This window comes from Micromonospora sp. DT227 (genome assembly GCF_049841835.1).
In the GTDB taxonomy this organism is placed as follows: Bacteria; Actinomycetota; Actinomycetes; order Mycobacteriales; family Micromonosporaceae; genus Micromonospora.
Genome location: NZ_JBNCLA010000001.1, coordinates 1340520 through 1360607, shown reverse-complemented (window position 1 = coordinate 1360607; position 20088 = coordinate 1340520). Strand labels below are relative to the sequence as shown.

Sequence of the window (20088 nt, the reverse complement as noted above, 5' to 3'; positions counted from 1 at the left end):
CCGTGTTTTTTTTTTAAATCACCCCGCCCACGGGGTGGGGGGGGCCCCCGGGGGGGGGGGCCCCCCCCCCCCCCACGGTCCGCCCTCCAAACCGCTCCGGTGTACGCCGACACGACGCCCTTGCCGCAGCGTGAGCCGAGGAGGCTCAGCCTTTGACCGCTCCGGAGGTGAGGCCGGAGACGATGTAGCGCTGGAGCAGTTGGAACACCAGCACGGTGGGGATCGCGGTGAGCAGCGTGCCCGCCGCGAACATCCCGAAGTTGTTGTTGCGTTCGCCCGCGACCAGGCCGAACATGCCGACCGCGAGCGTCTTCGACTCGGTGTTGGTGAGGAACACGTTGGCGATGATGAACTCGTTGATCGACCCGATGAACGCGAGCAGGCCGGTCACCGCCAGGATCGGCGCCACCAGCGGCAGCATGATCCGGAAGAAGACCTGCACGTGCGACGCGCCGTCCATGGTCGCCGACTCGTCCAGCTCCTTCGGCAGCGTGTCGAAGAAGCCCTTCATCAGCCAGGTGTTCGCGCCCAGCGCGCCACCCATGTAGAGCAGGAACAGGCCCCACGGCGTGTTGAAGCCGATCGACGGGTACAGGTCGGTGATCGTGGTGAAGATCAGGAAGATCGCCACGATCGCCAGGAACTGCGGGAACATCTGGATCAGCAGCAGCGTGAGCAGGCCGATCCGCCGCCCGGCGAACCGCATCCGGGAGAACGCGTACGCGGCCAGCGCCGACAGGAAGATCGACGCGAAGCTGGCCACGCCCGCCAGCAGCAGCGAGTTGAGGAACCAGTGGCCGAACGCGGTCCGGTCGAACAGGTTGGTGAAGTTCTCCAGCGACGCCCCGGTCGGCAGCAGCTCGGTCGAGGAGAGCGTGCCGAGCGGGTTGAGCGCCGCGGAGATCACGAACATGATCGGGAAGAGGCTGAACAGCACCGCCAGCACCCCGACCAGATGCCGCCAGCCCACCTGGGCGAACCACCGGCTGCGCGACCGGCCGACCGGGCTGCGGTGGGCCGCCGGTGTTTCCGCGATGCTGGTCACGAGTACACCTCCTCCTGCTTGCGGGTGCGCCGGAAGCTGATCGCCGAGACGGTCGCCACGATCGCGAAGATGAAGATCGAGACGGTGGCGGCCAGGCCGTACTCGGCGCCCTGGGCGCCGAACGCCAGCCGGTACGTGTAGGTGATGAGCAGGTCGGTGGCGCCGTTGCGCGGGTTGTCCGGCGCGAACGGGCCGCCCTCGGTGGTGAACAGGATCGCGTTGACGTTGTTGAAGTTGAACGCGAACGACGCGATCAGCAGCGGCGAGAGCGCCACCAGCAGCAGCGGCAGGGTGACCGCCTTGAACGACTGCCACGGGCTGGCCCCGTCGACCGAGGTGGCCTCCGTCAGCTCCCGCGGGATGGCCTGGAGCGCGCCGGTGGCCACCAGGAACATGTACGGGTAGCCGAGCCAGAGCTGCACCAGCAGCACCGCGACCCGGGCCGACCAGGCGCCGCCGAACCAGTCGACGTCCAGCCCGAACAGGTTGTTGAGCAGGCCGAAGTCGGTGTTGAACATGTCCCGCCAGACCAGCAGCATCGCGAACGACGGCATGGCGTACGGGAGGATCAGCAGCATCCGGTAGAGGTTGGTGCCCCGCATCCGGGGCGAGTGCAGCGCGAGCGCGATGGCCATGCCGAGCAGGAAGGTGAACCCGGTGGAGCCGATCGCGAACGCGAAGTTCCAGGCCAGCGTGCCGAAGAACGGGCCGGAGATGTTCGGGTCGGTGAGCACCGCGCCGACGTTCTTCAGCCCGACATTCACCTTCCAGCCCTGGCTGAGCCGCTCGCCGTCGGCGGCGACGAAGGAGCCGACCTTCTCGTCGGCGGTCCAGGTCTTGCCGCTCTCGCTGTCTCGGATGCAGTCGCAGCCGGCGTCGTACGCCCGGGCCGCCTTGCCCTCGTAGGCCCGGGTGAGGCCGTTGGAGCGGATGGCGCCGTCGTCGGTCGGCACGATCAGCGCGGTGACCGCGTCGCTGCGGCTGCTGGCCTGCCCGATGTTCAGCACGGTGTAGCCGTCCGCGGCGGTGATCTTGCCGCTGAGGCTGCTGACGGTGACGGCGGCGGCGTCGAGCTGGCGCAGCCCGCCCGCGTCGCCCGCGAAGACCTGCTTGGTCTTCGGGTCGCTGAGCAGGAAGGTCAGCGGGCCGGTCGCCGGGTCGCCCTTGGTGGCGATGGTGAGCGCGTACTCGGTCGAGCCGGGCACCTGCTTCACCGAGGAGGTCTGGATGGCGACGACCGCGTCGTCCTTGCTGCCGCGGTGGCCGTCGCCGAAGTTCGTGAACGCGGTACTCGCGGTGAGGAGCACCGGCAGCACCTGGAACGCGATCAGGAAGAGCGTGCCGGGGACCAGGTACTTGGCCGGGATGTGCCGGCGACCCAGGTAGAGGTAGAACAGGGCGGCGGTGGTGGCCACCAGGACGCCGAGCCCGATCCAGTGCCCGGCCTCGATGAGCGGGAACGCCGCCCAGAGCGCGATCCCGGCCACCAGGCCGAGCAGGACCACCTTGACGACGAGGCCGGTCGCGGTGATCGGCGCGTGGTTCCGCGCGGTACGCGAGGTGCGCGGGAGCCCGGGACGAGCGGGCTCCCGGCCCGGGGTCCGCGTGGCGGACCCCGGGCCGGACAGCGGCGCGCTCATTACTTGATCTGACCCTGGATGGTCTTGCCAGCGGCCGTGATCGTCTTGGCCGGGTCGGCGCCACCGATGACGGCGGCCTCGGCCTTGCCGAACGGGTCCCAGATCGCGGCCATGGCCGGGATCGCCGGGAGCACCTGGCCGTTCTTGCCGGCCTCGGAGAACTTCGCCAGGTCCGGGTCCTCGCCCTTGACCTGGTCGAAGGCGGCGGTCAGCGCCGGCGGGCGCGGCTCGGCCTTGTACAGCGCGACGGCCAGCTCGGGCTTGGTCACGTAGTTGGTGACGAACTCCTGGGCCAGGGCCTTGTTCTTGCCCTTGGCGGCGACGTAGAACGCCTGGACGCCCACGAACGGCTGGGCCTCCTTGCCACCGGCGAAGCCGGGGACCGGGGAGATGTCGTACTTGATGCCGGCCTTCTTGGCGTCGGCCACGGCCCACGGACCGGAGACCAGGAAGGCGCACTTCTTGCCGGTGAAGGTGGAGATCGAGTTCTCCGGGGTGATGGACCGCTTCAGCGCGCCCTCGCCCTTCTCACCGAGCTTCGCGATCTTCTGGAACGCGGCGATCGACTCCGGCTTGCCCACGCCCAGGTCCTTCGGGTCGTAGTCGCCGTTGGCGGCGGTGCCGAACAGGTAGCCGCCGGCCGAGGAGTACAGCGGGTAGATGTGGTACGCGTCGCCGTTCTGGCCGGACTGGAGGCAGAGGATCTCGCTGGCCTTCTTCTCCGCCTTGAGCTTCTTGCCGGCGGTGACCAGGTCCTCGATCGTCTTCGGCGCCTCGGGGGCCAGCTCGGTGTTGCGGAGCAGCGCCAGGTTCTCGGTGGCGTAGGGCACGCCGTAGAGCTGGCCGTTGAAGGTGACCGCCTTGACCGCGGTCTCGTTGAAGCCGGCCTTCTGCTCGGCCGTGAGCTGGACCGGGTCGATGGCGCCGTTCTGGACCAGGTTGCCGATCCAGTCGTGCGCGCCGACCACGGCGTCCGGGCCGCTGCCCTGCTGGGAGGCGGTGACGAAGTTGGTCTGCAGGTCCTTGGAGACGGCCTGCACCTCGACGGTCACGCCGTTCTCCTTGCCGAACTCCTCGGCGAACGGCTTGAGGGCGGCGGTGCGCTTGTCGTCGGCCCAGATGACCAGCTTGCCGCCGGTCGCCTTGCTGGCGGACTGCTCGGCGGCCGGCTTGTCGCTGCCGCTGTCACCACAGCCGGACGCGGCGAGCGCCAGACCGAGGACGGCGACCACACCCGCGGTACGGATGCGCATCGGTACTCCTGTCGTCATGGCGGCACGCCGGGGGAAGGGCGACCGCCAGTGGGAACCTCTGAAAATTCTTGCTGACCGGCGCGGGGGTGCTGCGCCGCTGCTCTCGCATGTTGCGGGGACGTTAGCAAGAGGTTGCAGAGAATGGAAGGGCTTGCAGAAGTGTACGCAAGACTTTGCCGTTGAGCTAAAGTGCCGCCATGCGCGCTCGACTGTCCGACATCGCCCAACAGGCCGAAGTCAGCGAGGCCACGGTGTCGCGGGTGCTCAACGACCGCCCCGGAGTGGCCCCGGAGACCCGGCAGGCCGTCCTCACCGCCCTCGACGTGCTCGGCTACGAGCGCCCGGCCCGCCTGCGCAAGCGCAGCGCCGGGCTGGTCGGCCTGGTCGTGCCCGAGCTGGACAACCCGATCTTCCCGGCGTTCGCCCAGATCATCGAGTCCGCGCTGGCGCCCACCGGCTACACGCCGGTGCTGTGCACCCAGACCCCGGGCGGCGTCCGCGAGGACGAGTACGTCGAGATGCTGCTGGACCGGCAGGTCTCCGGCATCGTCTTCGTCTCCGGTCTGCACGCCGACACCGCCGCCGACCACGACCGGTACCGCACGCTGCTCGCCCGGCCGCTGCCGATCGTCATGATCAACGGGTACGCGCCGGGCATCCCCGCGCCGTTCGTCTCCTGCGACGACCGGGAGTCCGCCGAACTCGCGGTCGCCCACCTGGTCGCGCTCGGACACCGGCGGATCGGCCTGATCACCGGCCCGGACCGGTTCGTCCCGGTGCAGCGCAAGGTCGCCGGCTACAAGGCCGCGATGCGGCGCCTCACCGACATCTCCGAGGACGACCTGGCCGAGCTGACCGAGCTGTCCCTGTTCGGCGTGGAGGGTGGCGAGGCCGCCGCCGGCCGGCTCATCGGGCGCGGGGTGACCGGCCTGGTCTGCGGCTCGGACCTGATGGCGCTCGGCGCGATCCGGGCGGCCCGCCAACGCGGCCGCTCCGTCCCCGAGGACGTCTCGGTGGTCGGCTACGACGACTCGCCGCTGATGGCCTTCACCGATCCGCCGCTGACCACGGTGCGCCAGCCGGTCGCGGCCATGGCGGTGGCCGCCGTACGCGCCCTGGTCGACGAGATCAACGGGCACCCGTCCCCGAACTCCGAGTACCTGTTCCGCCCGGAGTTGGTGGTACGCGGCTCCACCGCGGTCGCCCGCCCCACCGCCAAGCGCCAACGCCCCGCCCCCACCCTTCCCGTCCCCGCCTGACCCCGTCCCGCCCGACCCCGGCGCGGGCGTCTCGGGATCTGGGAGAGGTGCGGACGGTGACCGGGCTGGTGGGGTGGGTGATCGGCGTCATTTCTTGCGCAAGGAATGCTTGACTCTTGCAGCGCCGACGCGGCATTCTGCTCAGACACGCCGCGCCGCCACAGAACGGGATCGACACCGATGACCTCCGCCCCCACCCCCACGCCACCGGCCACCGACGACGACTGGTGGCGGTCCGCGGTCGTCTACCAGGTCTACGTCCGCAGCTTCGCGGACGCGAACTCCGACGGCGTCGGTGACCTCCAGGGCATCCGGGGGCGCCTACCCTACCTGCGCGAGCTGGGCGTGGACGCGCTCTGGTTGACGCCGTTCTACACCTCCCCGCAGGTCGACGCCGGCTACGACGTGGCCGACTACCGCGACGTCGACCCGCTCTTCGGCAACCTCACCGACTTCGACGAGATGATCACCGACGCGCACGCGCTGGGCCTGCGGATCATCGTCGACCTGGTGCCGAACCACACCTCCAGCGCGCACCCCTGGTTCGCCGCGGCGCTCGCCGCCGGCCCGGGATCCCCGGAGCGCGAGCGCTACCTGTTCGCCGACGGCAAGGGCGAGCATGGCGAGCTGCCCCCGAACGACTGGGAGAGCATCTTCGGCGGCCCGGCCTGGACCCGGGTGGTCGACGGCCAGTGGTACCTGCACCTGTTCGACCCGGCCCAGCCCGACCTGAACTGGCGCCACCCCGAGGTGCGCGCCGAGTTCGAGGACGTCCTGCGCTTCTGGCTGGACCGCGGCGTCGACGGCTTCCGGATCGACGTGGCGCACGGCATGATCAAGGCCGAGGGCCTGCCGGACGTCGGCTTCAGCACGATGACCACCGGGCAGCGTCAGTCGGATCTGCTCGGCAAGGGCCGGCTGCCCTACTTCGACCAGGACGAGGTGCACGACATCTACCGCGCCTGGCGGCCGATCCTGGACAGCTACCCGGGCGGCCGGATGGCGGTCGCCGAGGCATGGGCCGAGACGCCGCAGCGGCTGGCCCGCTACATCGGCCCGGACGAGCTGCACCAGGCGTTCAGCTTCGACTTCCTGGAAGCCACCTGGTCGGCCGACTCGTTCCGCAAGGTGATCGACACCGCGCTGGCCGAGTCGACAATCGTCGGCGCGCCGACCACCTGGGTGCTCTCCAACCACGACAAGCAGCGCCACGTCACCCGGTACGGCGACGGCGAGGTCGGCCTGCGCCGCGCCCGGGCCGCCGCGCTGCTGATGTTCGCGCTGCCCGGCTGCGCCTACGTCTACCAGGGCGAGGAACTGGGCCTGCCGGAGGTGCTCGACCTTCCCGACGAGCTGCGCCAGGACCCGTCGTTCCTGCGCACCGGCGAGAGCCGGGACGGCTGCCGGGTGCCGATCCCGTGGAGCGGCGAGCTGGCCCCGTACGGCTTCGGGCCGGACGGCAGCGAACTGAGCTGGCTGCCGGCGCCGGCGACCTGGCGGGCCCTCTCGGTGGCCGCCCAGACCGGGGTGCCCGGCTCGACGCTGGAGCTGTACCGGGCGGCGCTGCGGGTCCGGGGCACGCACCCGGCGCTGGCCGGCCTCGGCGGCATCACCTGGCTGGAGACCGAACCCGGCGTGCTGGCGTTCCGTCGCGCCGCCGGGGACACGGAGCTGACCTGCGTGGTCAACCTCAGCGGCGCGGACGTGACGGTTGCCGGCTTCGGCCGGCCGCTCGTCGCCAGCGCCGATCTCACCGAGCGGGGCGACGGGCACGTCCTGCCGGTGGACGCGGCTGCGTGGTTCGAACGGCGCTGAGCCGGGTAACCCGCCATTGACCTGGTCGTCCGTTGTGCTCCGCGCCGACGGGCGGCTGGGCTGCCGACCCCTTGTGGTGGGGGGTGAGGTGACATCGGCCCCCGGGAGTCCGCTCCCGGGGGCCGGCGTCCGTTCGGGGCGCCGCGCCGGTGGTCAGCCGCCCTTGGCGGTGAGCAGCGCGGCGATCCGGGCGAAGCCGGCGCGGACCTCGTCGGCGTCCGGCGGCTCCGCCGGTTGCGGCTCCGGCTGGCGTTCGGCGGCCAACTCCAGCTCGTCGTCGATGACGTCCTCGAAGTCGCCGTAGAGATCCGCCTGGTCGGCCTCGGCCGCCTCGTCCTCGGCGGCGATCTGCGCGGCGGCGATCTCACCGCGGATCTCCTCCGGCGTCAGCGCCGGCAGCAACGGCTCCACGACCGCCATCAACTGCTCCTCGGCCACCACCGCCTCGGCCAGCGCCAGCGCGTGCGGCCGCTCGTACGGGCCGCAGACCACGGGCTCCCACTCGTCGTCGGCGGCCAGCGGACCGAACGTGATGATCCAGGGCAGGCCGAGCATCGGCGAGTCGTCCGGCAGGTCCAGTGTCACGAGTGCGCCCACCGGCCCATCATCGTCGTTCCGCGCCCGCCCGGGGACCGCAATCCCCCGAGTCTCCCCGCTCAGGCGACCGCCCTCAGCCACGCGTACCGGCGTCCAGCGCCGCCCGGACCAGGGCGACCGCCCGCTCCGGCGGCACCCCCAGGCGACGCGCCTCGGCGGCGTAGTCGGCGGCGGCCCGGTGCAGCCGGTCGGTGGCGTCGTCACGCCCGGGCGCCACCACCGTGCCGTGCCGGCCCCGGGTCTGCACCAGCCCGGCGGCCTCCAGCTCGCGGTAGGCCCGGGCCACCGTGTTCACCGCCAGCCCCAGGTCGGCGGCGAGCTGCCGGACCGCGGGGAGCCGGGTGCCCACCGGCAGCCGTCCGTCGCCGACGGCGCTCGCGAGCTGGGCGCGCACCTGCTCGTACGGGGGTGTCGCCGACTCCGCGTCCACCCGGATCCGCGGGCTCATCCCCCGCCGCCCGGGGTGCCCGGATCGGTCTCCTCGTCCAGCACGTCGGCCTCCACGTCCACCTCCCGCGCACCGCCCTCGGCCAGGTCGACCACCCGGCCGTACCGGCTGGTGGCGGCGAGCGCGGCGCCGAAGAGCACCATCTGGTTGAGCAGGTAGAGGTAGAGCAGCAGACCCACGGCGGTCGCCACCACCGTGTACGCCGGATTCCGCTCGGTGCGCACCACGTAGTAGCGCCCCACGGTGTTGAGCAGCGTGATCCCGATCGCGACGGTCAGCACCGCCGGGCGCAACCGGCGGCGGCTCATCCGCAGCCGGGGCACGGCCAACAGCAGCGCGGCGGCGAGCACGGCGTTGACCAGCACGCTCAGCACCGCGCTGACCGTGGTCAGGCCGACCGAGCCGGTGCTGCGCAGCAGGAAGCGCAGCAGCGACTCCAGCGCGTCGACGGCGGCGACCGAGACGAAGAGCAGCACGAAGACCGCGACCAGCACGCCCAGGTCGACCAGGTGGCGCACCACCAGGTTGCCGGGCTGCTGGTTCAAGCCGTACATCAGCCGCTGCGACGAGCGGATCGCCTCCACCCAGCCGATCCCGGTGAAGACCAGGATGATCAGGCCGACCACGCCGACGGTGTTGCTGCTCTCGGCGATCTGCGCCGGGTCGACAAAGGGCAGGTTCTCCCGGAGGAACTCGGCCGCCGCGCGGCTGACGTCCTCGTTGTCCCGCAGCACCGCGCCGAAGATCCAGTACGCGACCAGGGCGAGCGCGAACACGGCGAAGAAGCCGTAGTAGGCGATGGCGGCGGCGAGCCGCCCGGCGAGCAGGTCGGCGTAGAGCGTCCCGGCCAGCCAGACGTGGTCGAAGGCGGCCGAGCGACCGCGGGCCGCGTCGATCCGACGCCCGACCGCCACCTCGATCCGGCCGAAGACGTTCACCCCGCCATCCTCGCCGATCGTCGCCCTCGGCGGAGGCGGCCCGGCCGGCCGGATGTTCAGCGGGGGCCGCCGAGCCGGAAGTCGCGACGGGGCTGCCACCGGGCCGCCCCGCTGTGCGAGAAGAGCGTGAACGCCTCCACCTCGAACAGCGCGGAGAAGTCGGCCAGGTCCTCGTACGCCTTGTCGAGCACCTCGGGCGGCACGTCCTGGGCCACGGTGACGTGCGGGTGGTACGGGAAGCGGGCCTCGCGGTGCAGCTCCGGGGCCGAGTTGATGGCGGCGGCGAGCAGCTCGCACTCGCTGATCCCGGCCGCCACCGTCACGAAGACCACCTGGGTGACCGGGCGGAACGTGCCGGTGCCGCGCAGGTGCAGCGTGAACGGCAGGTGCGTGGCGGCCACCCGGCTCAGGTGCGCCTCGACCGCCGGCAGCGCGCGTACCGGGATCTCGGTGGGCCCGAGCAGGGTGACGTGCGCCGGGACGGCCTGCGGGTCGCCGGCGGAGACCCGGCGGCGGGTGAGCAGCCCGCCCCACGGCTCGGGCACGTCGACCGCGATCCCGATCTGGATCGTGTCCCCGCCGCCCGGCGCTGCGTCACTGCCCGCCACGTTGCGCGCCATCCCTCCGCTCACCGTCACCGTTCCCCGCCCGCGCCGCTACGCGGACCGCACCGGGGGAAGGAACCCGACCCGTTCGTACGCGGTGCGCAGCGTGTCGACCGCCACCGCCCGGGCCTTCTCCGCGCCCCGCGCGAGCAGCTTGTCGAGCTGGGCCGGATCGTCCAGGTAGCCGTTGGTGCGCTCCTGGATCGGGGTGACGAACTCCCGCACCACCTCGGCGAGGTCCTTCTTGAGGTCGCCGTAGCCCCGGCCGTCGTACGCGGCGACCAGGTCGTCGATGCCGCGACCGGAGAGCGCGGAGTAGATGGTGAGCAGGTTGGAGATGCCCGGCTTCCCCTCCGCGTCGAAGACGATCTCGCGGCCGGTGTCGGTGACCGCCGAGCGAATCTTCTTGGCCGAGCGGGCCGGGTCCTCCAACAGGTCGATGATGCCGGCCGGGGCGGAGAACGACTTCGACATCTTGGCGGTGGGATCCTGGAGATCGACGATCTTGGCGGTGTCCTTCACGATGTGCGGCACCGGCACCCGGAAGGTGGGGCCGAACAGCGAGTTGAACCGCTGCGCCAGGTCACGGGAGAGCTCCAGGTGCTGCCGCTGGTCCTCGCCGACCGGCACCGCGTGCGCCTGGTAGAGCAGGATGTCGGCGGCCTGGAGGATCGGGTAGGTGAACAGGCCGACGCTGGCCCGGTCGCTGCCCTGCTTCTGCGCCTTGTCCTTGAACTGGGTCATCCGGCCGGCCTCGCCGAACCCGGTGATGCAGCCGAGCACCCAGGCCAGCTGCGGGTGCTCGGGCAGCTGCGACTGGACGAACAGGGTGCTGCGTTCCGGGTCGATGCCGAGCGCGAGGAGCTGCGCGGCGGCCACCCGGGTGCGCTGCCTGAGCACCTTGGGGTCGTGCCCCGCGGTGATCGCGTGCAGGTCGACGACGCAGTAGAACGCGTCGTGGCTGTCCTGGAGCGCCACCCAGTGCCGCAGCGCGCCCAGGTAGTTCCCGAGATGGAACGAGTCGGCCGTCGGCTGGATGCCGGAGAAGACGCGCGGGCGGGCGGGTACGTCGGACATGGCGGCAATTCTGTCAGCAAGCCCCCGGGTCCGTCATGACGGGCCGGCGGGTCGGGCGGGTACGGACGCGCGCGGGCCGCTGACCTCGCGCCGGGGCTCGGGCAGCCGGCGTACGGAGACCGCCAGGCGGGACACCCGCCGGCCGTCCAGCGCCAGCACCCGCAGCAACCAGCCCTCCGGATCGGTGGTATCCGGCCCGTCGGCCGGGTCGTCCCGCACCGGCACCTCGTCGCCGACCACCGGCAGGCGGCCCAGCGCGGCCATCACGTACCCGCCGACCGTCTCGTACGGGCCGGCGGGCAGCGGCACCCCGGTGCGTTCGGCGAAGTCGGCCAGGTTGAGCCGGCCGTCGACCACGGCGGGCAGGCCGGCGGGCCCCGGATCGGGTGGGCCGTGGCTTCCGTCGCGGATCTCCCCGACCAACTCCTCCACCAGGTCCTCGCAGGTGACGATGCCGGCGGTGCCGCCGTACTCGTCGACCACCACGGCCAGGTGGTGCCCTTCCCGACGCATCTCGGTGAGCGCCGCGAGCACCCGCTTGCTGCCCGGCAGCCGCTTCACCTCGCGGGTCAGCGTGCCGACCGCGACCCGGCCGGCCGGCTCCGGGCGCAGCAACACGTCCCGCAGGTGCACCAGGCCGACGACGTCGTCGTGCGTGCCGTCCACCACCGGGTAGCGGGTGTGCGGGTCGGCCCGCACCAGCCGCTGCGCCTCGGCCACCGGCAGGCCGGCGGCGAGGAAGACCACCTCGGTGCGGGGCACCATCACCTCGCGGACCAGCCGCGCGCCGGCCACCAGCACCTCGTCGATGATCCGGCGTTCGTCCGGGTCGAGCAGCGTGTTGGCGGCGACGAGGTCGCGCAGGTCGGCCTCGCTGATCCGTTCCCGCCCGGCGGTGGGGCTCGCCCCGAGCAGGTGGGTCACCACCCGGGTGGCGCCGTCGGCGGCCCGCACCACGAGCCGGGCCACGGCCCGGGCCAGCGGGCCGGATTCGCGTCGGGGCCGCCCCGACGGTCGCCGCCGGGGCCCGGGACCACCCGCTTCCCGCATGACAAGCATGGTAGACAGCGACCGGTGCCAGCCCGGCCCGATGTGCGGATCTGTTCAATCCTGATGGATCGTGGTGGAATGGAGTGACGCTCACTCGGCCGCCGCGCCGTGGCCGCCGGCCGTAGGGTGATCACAAACGGCCGACACGGACGCGGCCAGGCAGGAGGATCGACGTGAAACTGCTCGTCACCGGCGGCGCCGGCTACATCGGCAGCGTGGTGACCCGGATGCTGCTCGACCACGGCCACCAGGTGACCGTGCTGGACGACCTGCGCACCGGTCACCGCGAGGCGCTCGCCCCCGACGCCACCCACGTCGACCTGCCGGTGCACGAGGCCGCCCGGGTGCTCACCCCCGACGCCGGGTTCGACGGCGTGCTGCACTTCGCCGCCCTGATCGCCGCCGGCGAGTCGATGATCCGCCCCGAGCTCTACTGGGACACCAACACCGTCGGCTCGATCGCCCTGATCGACGCCGTCCGCGCCGCCCGGGTGCCCCGGATGGTCTTCTCCTCGACCGCCGCCGTCTACGGCAACCCCACCGAGCTGCCCATCCCGGAGACCGCCGTCAAGGCGCCCACCAACACGTACGGGGCGACCAAGCTGGCCGTCGACATGGTGCTCACCTCCGAGGCGGTCGCGCACGAGCTGGGCGCCGTCTCGCTGCGCTACTTCAACGTCGCCGGGGCGTACCTGCGCGACGGAACGGCGATCGGCGAACGGCACGACCCGGAGACGCACCTCATCCCGATCGCGCTCGACGTGGCCGCCGGCCGGCGCGAGAAGCTCCAACTCTTCGGCGACGACTACCCCACCGTCGACGGCACCTGCGTCCGCGACTACATCCACGTCGAGGACCTCGCCCGCGCGCACCTGCTCGCGCTGGACGCCGCCACCGGAGGCCGGCACCGGATCTACAACCTGGGTAACGGCAACGGCTTCACCAACCGCCAGGTCGTCGATGTGGTCCGCGAGGTCACCGGCCACCCGGTGCCGGTCGAGGTGGCGCCACGCCGCGAGGGAGACCCCGCCGAGCTGGTCGCGTCGTCCGCGCTGGCCCGCGACGAATTGGGCTGGGTGCCGGCCAAGCCGACCCTGCACGACATGGTCGGCGACGCCTGGGCGTTCTACCGCGACCACCGCACCGGGCACACCTCATGAGCGGCGACGTCGCGGCCCGCGCCACCGAAGGCTTCCGGCAGCGGTACGCCGCCGAGCCGGCCGGCCACTGGGCGGCTCCCGGACGGGTCAACCTGATCGGCGAGCACACCGACTACAACGACGGCTTCGTGCTGCCCTTCGCGCTGCCGCTGCGTACCGTGGTCGCCGCGGCGCCCGGCCCGGACGCGCGCTGGACGGTCTGGTCGGAGCTGGACGACGCACCGGTCGAGTTCGGCGCCGCGGAGGCCGACGAGCCGGGCCGGGTCGACGGCTGGGCCGCCTACGTGGCCGGCGTGGTGTGGGCGCTGCGGGCCGCCGGCCTCGACGTCCCCGGCGCGCGGCTCGCCATCGCCTCCGACGTGCCGGTCGGCTCCGGCCTCTCCTCGTCGGCCGCCATCGAGGCGGCGGTGCTGGCCGCGCTTGTCGACCTCGGTGGGCTCGACCTGCCCGCCGACCGGTGGCCCCGGCTCGCCCAACGGGCCGAGAACGAGTACGTCGGCGCGCCCACCGGGATCATGGACCAGTCCGCGGTGATCCGGGGCCGGGCCGGTCACGCGCTCTTCCTCGACTGCCGCACCGAGGAGGTCGAGCAGATCCCGTTCGACCTGGACGCGGCCGGGCTGGCCGTGCTGGTGATCGACTCCCGCGCGCCGCACCGGCACGCCGACGGCGAGTACGCGGCCCGGCGCAGGAGCTGCGAGCGGGCCGCCGCGACGCTCGGCGTGACCGCGCTGCGCGACGTGCCCACCGACGGTCTCGACGCGGCGCTGGCCCGCCTCGACGACGACGAGACGCGGCGCCGGGTCCGGCACGTGGTGACCGAGAACCAGCGGGTGCTCGACACCGTCGGGTTGCTGCGCGCCGACCGGGTCCGGGAGACCGGTCCGCTGCTGACCGCCTCGCACGCCTCGATGCGCGACGACTTCGAGATCACCGTCCCGGAGATCGACACCGCGGTCGAGGCGGCGCTCACGGCCGGCGCGTACGGCGCGCGGATGACCGGCGGCGGGTTCGGCGGCTGCGTGCTCGCCCTGGTCGACGCGGACGCCGCCGAGGAGGTGGCCGCCGCCGTCACGGCCGCGTACGCCGACCGCGGCTACGCCGCCCCCCGCACCCTGACCGCCCGCCCCGCCCCAGGCGTCACCCGCCTCCCCTGACGCCCCCGCGCGCCCCCGACGCCCGCCGCGCGCGCCCCCGACGCCCGCCCGCGCCCCTGATTCACGGAAAGAGTGGCCATCCACGCTCGGATGGCCACTCTTTCCGTGAATCTGCGCGACGAGAAGGGGAGGGGGAGGAAGGGAAGGCGTCAGGCGGCTTCGACGATCATGCCGGCGCCTACCGTGCGGTTCGTGGCCTCGTCGATGATGACGAAGCCGCCGGTGGTGCGGTTGCGGCGGTACTCGTCGGCGAGCAGCGGCACCGTGGTGCGTAGCCGGACCCGGCCGATCTCGTTGAGCTTCAGCTCGGTCGCGGTCTCGTCCCGGTGCAACGAGTTGACGTCCAGCCGGTAGTGCAGCTCCCGCACGATCGTCCGCGCCGAACGGGTGGTGTGCTTGATCGCGTACCGGCCGCCGACCTGCAACGGCCGGCTCTCGTCCATCCAGCAGATCATCGCCTCGATGTCCTGCGCGACCATCGGGGCGTTGTTCGGCCGGCAGATCAGGTCACCCCGGGAGATGTCGATCTCGTCGGTCAACCGGACCGTCACCGACATCGGCGGGAACGCCTCCTCGACCGGGCCGTCGGCCGTCTCCACCGCGGCGATCCGGCTGGTGAAGCCGGACGGCAGCACCATCACCTCGTCGCCCGGCTTGAGCACGCCGGAGGCCACCTGGCCGGCGTAACCCCGGTAGTCGGTGACGGTGGTGGACTGCGGCCGGATCACGTACTGCACCGGGAACCGGACGTCGACCAGGTTGCGGTCCGACGCGATGTGCACATGTTCCAGGTGGTGCAGCAGCGACGGGCCTTCGTACCACTGCATGTTCTCCGAGCGGGTGACGATGTTGTCGCCGCGCAGCGCGGAGATCGGCACCACGGTCAGGTCCGGCGCGTCGAGCTTCGCCGCGAACGCGGTGAACTCGTCGGCGATCCGCTCGAAGACCTCCTGCGACCAGTCGACCAGGTCCATCTTGTTGACGCATAGGACCAGGTGCGGCACCCGCAGCAGCGAGCAGAGGAACGCGTGCCGGCGGGACTGCTCCACCAGACCCTTGCGCGCGTCCACCAGGATCAGCGCCAGGTCGGCCGTGGACGCGCCGGTGACCATGTTCCGGGTGTACTGGGTGTGCCCCGGCGTGTCGGCGATGATGAACTTCCGCCGCGGCGTGGCGAAGTAGCGGTACGCCACGTCGATGGTGATGCCCTGCTCCCGCTCGGCGCGCAGGCCGTCGGTGAGCAGCGCCAGGTTGGTGTATTCGTCGCCCCGCGCCGCGCTGACCGCCTCGACCGCGGCGAGCTGGTCGCTGAACAGCGACTTGGTGTCGTACAGCAGCCGCCCGATCAGGGTCGACTTGCCGTCGTCGACGCTGCCGGCGGTGGCGAACCGCAGCAGGTCCATCGGCCGTGCGGCGGTCTCACCGTCGGCCGGCGCCCAGGTGTCGACACTCATCAGAAGTAGCCCTCTCGCTTGCGGTCCTCCATGGCGGCCTCGCTGACCCGGTCGTCGCCGCGGGTCGCGCCGCGCTCGGTGATCCGGGTGGCGGCCACTTCCTCGATCACCTTCTCCACCGTGTCGGCGTCCGAACGGACCGCCGCGGTGCAGGAGGCGTCACCCACGGTCCGGTACCGCACCTGGGCCTTGAACGGCTGCTCACCGGCGCGGGCCCGGAAGAACTCGTTGACCGCGTAGAACATGCCGTCACGCTCGATCACCTCACGCTCGTGCGCGAAGTAGATCGCCGGCAACGGGATCCGCTCCCGGGCGATGTAGTGCCAGACGTCCAGCTCGGTCCAGTTGGACAACGGGAACACCCGGATCGACTCGCCGGGGTGGTGCCGACCGTTGTACAGCGACCACAGCTCCGGGCGCTGGTTCTTCGGGTCCCACTGACCGAACTCGTCGCGGAAGCTGAACACCCGCTCCTTGGCCCGCGCCTTCTCCTCGTCCCGCCGGGCACCACCGAACAACGCGTCGAAGCGGTGCTTCTCCACCGCGTCGAGCAACACCGGCGTCTGGATGCGGTTGCGCATGCCGTCCGCCGACTCGCGGACCATGCCCTTGGTCAGGGCCTCCGGCACGCTGGCCACGATGAGGTGCAGACCCAGCTCGGCGACCCGCTGGTCGCGGTATTCGAGCACCTCGGGGAAGTTGTGCCCGGTGTCCACGTGCATCACCGGGAACGGGATGTTGGCCGGCGCGAACGCCTTCTGCGCCAATCGGAGCATCACGATCGAGTCCTTGCCACCGGAGAAGAGCAGGACCGGCCGCTCCATCTCGGCGACGACCTCGCGCATCACGAAGATGCTCTCCGCCTCGAGCGCGTCGAGGTGCGACACCTGGTACGCGGCGGGGGACGTCATGACACGAACTCGATTCGCTCGGATCCGTACATCGGATTCCAGACCTTTCCGGTCGGAGTCGTGAAGAAGAACGCTCAGGTTACCCGGAATGACGCTGCAACGCCGCAAGCAACCGACTCGCGAGATCCTTGCGGCAGACCAGCAGATCGGGTAGGCGCGGGTCGGCCTCGTTGTATTTCAGCGCAGAACCGTCGATCCGGGAAGCATGCAGTCCGGTGGCCGTCGCCACAGCGACCGGAGCGGCCGAGTCCCACTCGTACTGGCCGCCGGCATGGATGTACGCGTCGACCTCGCCGGTCACCACCGCGGCGATCTTCGCACCCGCCGAGCCCATCGGAACCAGATGAGCGCCGACGTCCGCTGCCAGATCGGTCAGGAAAACCGGCGGACGGCTACGACTGACCGCCAATCGGACGGCCCGCGCGTCGCCGGCCGTGGCCGCCTCCAACGTCATCGGCGGGTACGCCGGCGGGTGGTCCGTGCCCAGCACCCGGTGCTGCGCCGGCAGGCCCACCGCGCCCGCCACCAGACCGTGCGGCGTGGGCGCGTGCCGCGACCAGAGCGCCACGTGCACCGCCCAGTCCGCGCGCCCCTCCTCCGCGTACTCCCGGGTGCCGTCCAGCGGATCGATGATCCACACCCGGTCGGCGGTCAGCCGGGACATCGCCTCCCGGCTCACCTCGGCCGTCCAGGCCAGCCGCGAGCCCTCGTCCTCCTCCGACAACACCGCGTCCGCCGGGCGCCACCGGGCCAGCTCGGTCCGGATCAGGTCGTGCGCGACCTTGTCCCCGGCCGACGTCAGCGCCCCGGCGTCCGCGAAACCCAACTCCGCGCGCAGGTCCGTCAACGCCTGCCCCGCCCGCGACGCCAACCAGCGGGCGAACGCGCCGTCGATCATCGGAGGACTGCCCATGGTCACCGCTCCCGTCGCCGGCCCCGCTCACGTCGCGAGGCGCAGACTACCGGCCGGCACACCGGGAGCCGGTCAAGCCCCGTGGTACAGGTTCTGCGTCGGCTCCACACCCTTGGTGACCACCGACTCCACCACGTCCGCCGCGCGGTCGACCAGGAACTCCAACTCCTTGCGCTCCGCGCCGGAAAAATCCGAGAGTACGTAGTCCGCCGGGTCCTGTCGGCCCGGTGGCCGCCCGATGCCGAACCGCACCCGGACGTAGTCCTTCGTGCCCAGCGACTTCGACATCGAGCGCAGCCCGTTGTGGCCACCCTCGCCGCCGCCGCACTTCACCCGCACCTGCCCGTAGCCGATGTCCAGCTCGTCGTGCACCGCGATCACCCGCGCCGGGGGGATCTTGTGGAACTGCGCCAGCCCGGCCACCGGCCCACCGGAGAGGTTCATGTAGGTCAGCGGCTTCAGCAGCACCAGCTTCGGGCCGCCGAACCCCAACCGCCCCTCGGCGGCCTCGGCCATCGCCCGCTTGTGCCGCCCGAACCTCGCGCCCACCCGCGCCGCCAGCAGGTCGGCCACCATGAACCCGACGTTGTGCCGGTTGGCCGCGTACTCCCGACCGGGGTTGCCCAGGCCGACCACCAGCCACGGCCCCGCCTCGTCCGTCACCCCGACGCCCCTTCCCGCTCGCTTCCCCGACGACCCGCCCCGATACGCCGACAGGCGCCCCCGAACACCGGGGACGCCTGTCGCACAACCTGCGGACCGATCAGGCCTCGGTCTTCGCCTCGGCCTCGGCGCCCTCGCCGGCCGGAGCGCCCTCCGGCGCCTCGGCGGTCTCCTCGCCGGTCTCCGCCTCGGCCTCCTCGGTGGCCTCCTCGACCTCGGGGAGGGTGGCCTCGAGCTGCTCGGCGGTCGGGGCGGCGGTCACCGAGGCGACAGCGGTCTCCTCGTCGGTGGCCAGCTCGACGCCGGACGGCAGCTCGACGTCGGCGGCGGTGATCGTGGTGCCCGGCTCGGCGCCCTCGATCGACGCCTCCAGGTGGTCCGGCACCTTGGTGGCGTCGGCGGTCACCGAGAGCGTGTCGTGGTCGTGCACGATCAGGGTGTCCTTCGCGGCCTCACCGGTCAGCTGGACCGGGACCTCGACGGTGACCTTCTCGCCACGGCGGACCAGCAGCAGGTCCACGTGCTCGAAGGAGTCCTTGATCGGGTCGCGCTGGATCGCCTTCGGCAGCGCCAGCACCTGGGTGCCGTCACTGACCTCGATCGCGAAGAGCTGGTTCGCACCGCCCTTACGGATCGCGGCGGCGAACTCCCGCGCCGGGAGCGCGATGTGCTTGGGCTTCTCGCCGTGGCCGTACAGCACGGCGGGCACCTTGCCGGCCCGGCGGGTACGACGGGCACCACCCTTGCCGAACTCGGTACGGGGCTCGGCGCTGATCTTTACCTCGGACACGGGGAAACTCCTGATACTTCGCTGCGGCGGCTTGTCGTCTGGCGGTGCTGGGCGAGGGGCTCGCTGGGGCTCAAGGTCATGAACGACCGCCCGGAGCACCGCGTCGATGACGGCGCCTCCGTGCGGTGCTTTTCAGCAGCCCGCCGGGCACCCTCGCCGTGGCAACCGCACCAGTCTACCCGAGCGAATTCCGCGCCTGCCGGCAGTCCCCCACTATCACCACGCCGGCCGGTCCGCAGCGCAACGGCCCGGCCGCCGGACCACACCGGCGACCGGACCCCACGGTCAGCTCAGGCCACCGAACAGGGTGGTCACCGAACCGTCGTCGAAGACCTCCCGGATCGCCCGCGCCAGCAGCGGGGCGATCGACAGCACGGTCAGCTTGTCGAGCTGCTTCTCCGGCGGCAACGGCAGCGTGTTCGTCACCACGACCTCGCTGATCGGGCTGTTCTTCAGCCGCTCCGTCGCCGGGTCCGACAGCAGCGCGTGCGTCGACGCGACCACGATCTCCGCCGCCCCGGACTCCTTCAGGATGTCCGCCGCCTTGGAGATCGTGCCACCGGTGTCGATCATGTCGTCCACGATCAGGCACACCCGGCCCTCGACCTCACCCACCACGCGGTTCGCCACCACCTGGTTCGGCTTCAACGGGTCCCGGGTCTTGTGGATGAACGCCAGCGGGCAACCACCCAGCCGGTCCGTCCAGCGCTCCGCCACCCGCACCCGGCCCGAATCCGGCGCCACCACCGTCATCGGCCGGCCCGCGTACTTGTGCTCCACGTACTCGGCGAGCACGTCCATCGCGAACAGGTGGTCCACCGGGCCGTCGAAGAAGCCCTGGATCTGCGCGGTGTGCAGATCCACGGTCAGGATCCGGTTCGCGCCCGCGGTCTTCAGCAGGTCGGCCACCAGCCGCGCCGAGATCGGCTCGCGACCCCGGTGCTTCTTGTCCTGCCGCGAGTAGGGGTAGAACGGCAACACCACGGTGATCCGCTTGGCGGAACCACGCTTCAGCGCGTCCACCATGATCAGGGTCTCCATGACCCACGTGTTCACCCCGTGCGTCACGGACTGCACCACGAAGGCGTCCGAACCACGGACCGAGTCCTTGAACCGTACGAAGATCTCACCGTTGGCGAACTCGTAGGCGTCGGCGGGCGTCGGCGCGACGCCGAGCACCTCACCGATCTCCTTGGCCAGCTCCGGAAAACCCCTCCCGGAGAAGAGCATCAGGCTCTTGCGGTTCTCGGCGACGATGCTGCCCATGGGCCCGTCTGCTCCCGTATGTCGGTGGTGCCCGGCGCGGCCGGGAA

The 20088-nt window shown here is 71.7% G+C and carries 19 protein-coding genes; 4 read left to right on the top strand and 15 right to left on the bottom strand.

The features are described 5' to 3' along the window. Positions 1 to 145: 145 nt before the first annotated feature. From ACLQ2W_RS07115 to ACLQ2W_RS07105, 3 genes are read right to left on the bottom strand one after another with little or no spacing between them, the layout of a single operon-like run. Positions 146 to 1045 (bottom strand): sugar ABC transporter permease, encoded by a 900-nt coding sequence (locus ACLQ2W_RS07115; RefSeq protein ID WP_405092348.1) that lies wholly within the window; start codon positions 1043 to 1045, stop codon positions 146 to 148. Further along, positions 1042 to 2685: an ABC transporter permease subunit gene (locus ACLQ2W_RS07110; RefSeq protein ID WP_425785710.1), complete on the bottom strand. Its 1644-nt coding sequence runs from the start codon at positions 2683 to 2685 to the stop codon at positions 1042 to 1044. The genes ACLQ2W_RS07115 and ACLQ2W_RS07110 overlap by 4 nt, the downstream gene beginning before the upstream one ends. After that, on the bottom strand, positions 2685 to 3938 hold the full coding sequence (locus tag ACLQ2W_RS07105) for a sugar ABC transporter substrate-binding protein (RefSeq protein WP_281942978.1): 1254 nt from the start codon (positions 3936 to 3938) through the stop codon (positions 2685 to 2687). The genes ACLQ2W_RS07110 and ACLQ2W_RS07105 overlap by 1 nt, the downstream gene beginning before the upstream one ends. Before the next feature lie 197 nt (positions 3939 to 4135). On the opposite strand from ACLQ2W_RS07105, the gene ACLQ2W_RS07100 reads away from it, so the two are divergent. Beyond that, positions 4136 to 5197: a LacI family DNA-binding transcriptional regulator gene (locus ACLQ2W_RS07100; protein WP_425785709.1), complete on the top strand. Its 1062-nt coding sequence runs from the start codon at positions 4136 to 4138 to the stop codon at positions 5195 to 5197. Between the two features lie 180 nt (positions 5198 to 5377). Next, complete coding sequence (locus ACLQ2W_RS07095) at positions 5378 to 7012, top strand: glycoside hydrolase family 13 protein (RefSeq protein WP_425785708.1); 1635 nt, start codon at positions 5378 to 5380, stop codon at positions 7010 to 7012. A 153-nt stretch (positions 7013 to 7165) separates the two neighbouring features. On the opposite strand, the gene ACLQ2W_RS07090 is transcribed toward ACLQ2W_RS07095, so the two are convergent. The 6 genes from ACLQ2W_RS07090 to ACLQ2W_RS07065 form a co-directional block, all read right to left on the bottom strand. After that, the gene (locus ACLQ2W_RS07090) at positions 7166 to 7609 is read right to left on the bottom strand and encodes a hypothetical protein (RefSeq protein WP_107157157.1); all 444 of its coding nucleotides are present in this window, start codon (positions 7607 to 7609) and stop codon (positions 7166 to 7168) included. 73 nt (positions 7610 to 7682) lie between these two features. Next, positions 7683 to 8057, bottom strand: coding sequence for a GntR family transcriptional regulator (locus ACLQ2W_RS07085; protein ID WP_396772909.1), 375 nt, complete (start codon positions 8055 to 8057; stop codon positions 7683 to 7685). Then, a complete protein-coding gene (locus ACLQ2W_RS07080; RefSeq protein WP_425785707.1) occupies positions 8054 to 8995 on the bottom strand; it encodes a YihY/virulence factor BrkB family protein in 942 nt (313 codons plus the stop codon). Before ACLQ2W_RS07080 ends, ACLQ2W_RS07085 begins: the two co-directional genes overlap by 4 nt. A gap of 56 nt (positions 8996 to 9051) precedes the next feature. After that, positions 9052 to 9615: a 2'-5' RNA ligase family protein gene (locus ACLQ2W_RS07075; RefSeq protein ID WP_425785706.1), complete on the bottom strand. Its 564-nt coding sequence runs from the start codon at positions 9613 to 9615 to the stop codon at positions 9052 to 9054. 36 nt (positions 9616 to 9651) lie between these two features. Beyond that, on the bottom strand, positions 9652 to 10677 hold the full coding sequence (trpS, locus tag ACLQ2W_RS07070) for a tryptophan--tRNA ligase (RefSeq protein ID WP_405092343.1): 1026 nt from the start codon (positions 10675 to 10677) through the stop codon (positions 9652 to 9654). Positions 10678 to 10710: 33 nt separating this feature from the next. Beyond that, positions 10711 to 11727: a hemolysin family protein gene (locus tag ACLQ2W_RS07065; RefSeq protein ID WP_425785705.1), complete on the bottom strand. Its 1017-nt coding sequence runs from the start codon at positions 11725 to 11727 to the stop codon at positions 10711 to 10713. Between the two features lie 173 nt (positions 11728 to 11900). Between ACLQ2W_RS07065 and galE the strand changes: the two genes are divergently transcribed. Together galE and galK are read left to right on the top strand one after the other, a co-directional pair. Beyond that, a complete protein-coding gene (gene galE, locus ACLQ2W_RS07060) occupies positions 11901 to 12887 on the top strand; it encodes a UDP-glucose 4-epimerase GalE (RefSeq protein ID WP_425785704.1) in 987 nt (328 codons plus the stop codon). Then, positions 12884 to 14044 carry a galactokinase gene (gene galK, locus ACLQ2W_RS07055; protein ID WP_425785703.1) on the top strand — a complete coding sequence of 387 codons (1161 nt, stop codon included), beginning with the start codon at positions 12884 to 12886 and terminating at the stop codon, positions 14042 to 14044. Before galE ends, galK begins: the two co-directional genes overlap by 4 nt. Positions 14045 to 14193: 149 nt before the next feature. On the opposite strand, the gene cysN is transcribed toward galK, so the two are convergent. The 6 genes from cysN to ACLQ2W_RS07025 all read right to left on the bottom strand — a co-directional run bounded on the left by cysN (position 14194) and on the right by ACLQ2W_RS07025 (position 20041). Next, on the bottom strand, positions 14194 to 15498 hold the full coding sequence (gene cysN, locus ACLQ2W_RS07050) for a sulfate adenylyltransferase subunit CysN (protein ID WP_425785702.1): 1305 nt from the start codon (positions 15496 to 15498) through the stop codon (positions 14194 to 14196). Beyond that, entirely contained in the window at positions 15498 to 16409 is a 912-nt protein-coding gene (gene cysD / locus ACLQ2W_RS07045; RefSeq protein WP_357292462.1) for a sulfate adenylyltransferase subunit CysD, read from the bottom strand. The genes cysN and cysD overlap by 1 nt, the downstream gene beginning before the upstream one ends. 79 nt (positions 16410 to 16488) lie before the next feature. Then, the gene (locus ACLQ2W_RS07040; RefSeq protein ID WP_425785701.1) at positions 16489 to 17322 is read right to left on the bottom strand and encodes an inositol monophosphatase family protein; all 834 of its coding nucleotides are present in this window, start codon (positions 17320 to 17322) and stop codon (positions 16489 to 16491) included. Positions 17323 to 17394: 72 nt separating this feature from the next. After that, positions 17395 to 17985, bottom strand: a complete 591-nt coding sequence (gene pth, locus ACLQ2W_RS07035; RefSeq protein ID WP_425785700.1) for an aminoacyl-tRNA hydrolase — start codon at positions 17983 to 17985, stop codon at positions 17395 to 17397. A 100-nt stretch (positions 17986 to 18085) separates the two neighbouring features. After that, positions 18086 to 18775, bottom strand: coding sequence for a 50S ribosomal protein L25/general stress protein Ctc (locus ACLQ2W_RS07030; RefSeq protein WP_425785699.1), 690 nt, complete (start codon positions 18773 to 18775; stop codon positions 18086 to 18088). A gap of 285 nt (positions 18776 to 19060) precedes the next feature. After that, positions 19061 to 20041: a ribose-phosphate diphosphokinase gene (locus ACLQ2W_RS07025; RefSeq protein ID WP_107157145.1), complete on the bottom strand. Its 981-nt coding sequence runs from the start codon at positions 20039 to 20041 to the stop codon at positions 19061 to 19063. Positions 20042 to 20088 lie beyond the last annotated feature (47 nt).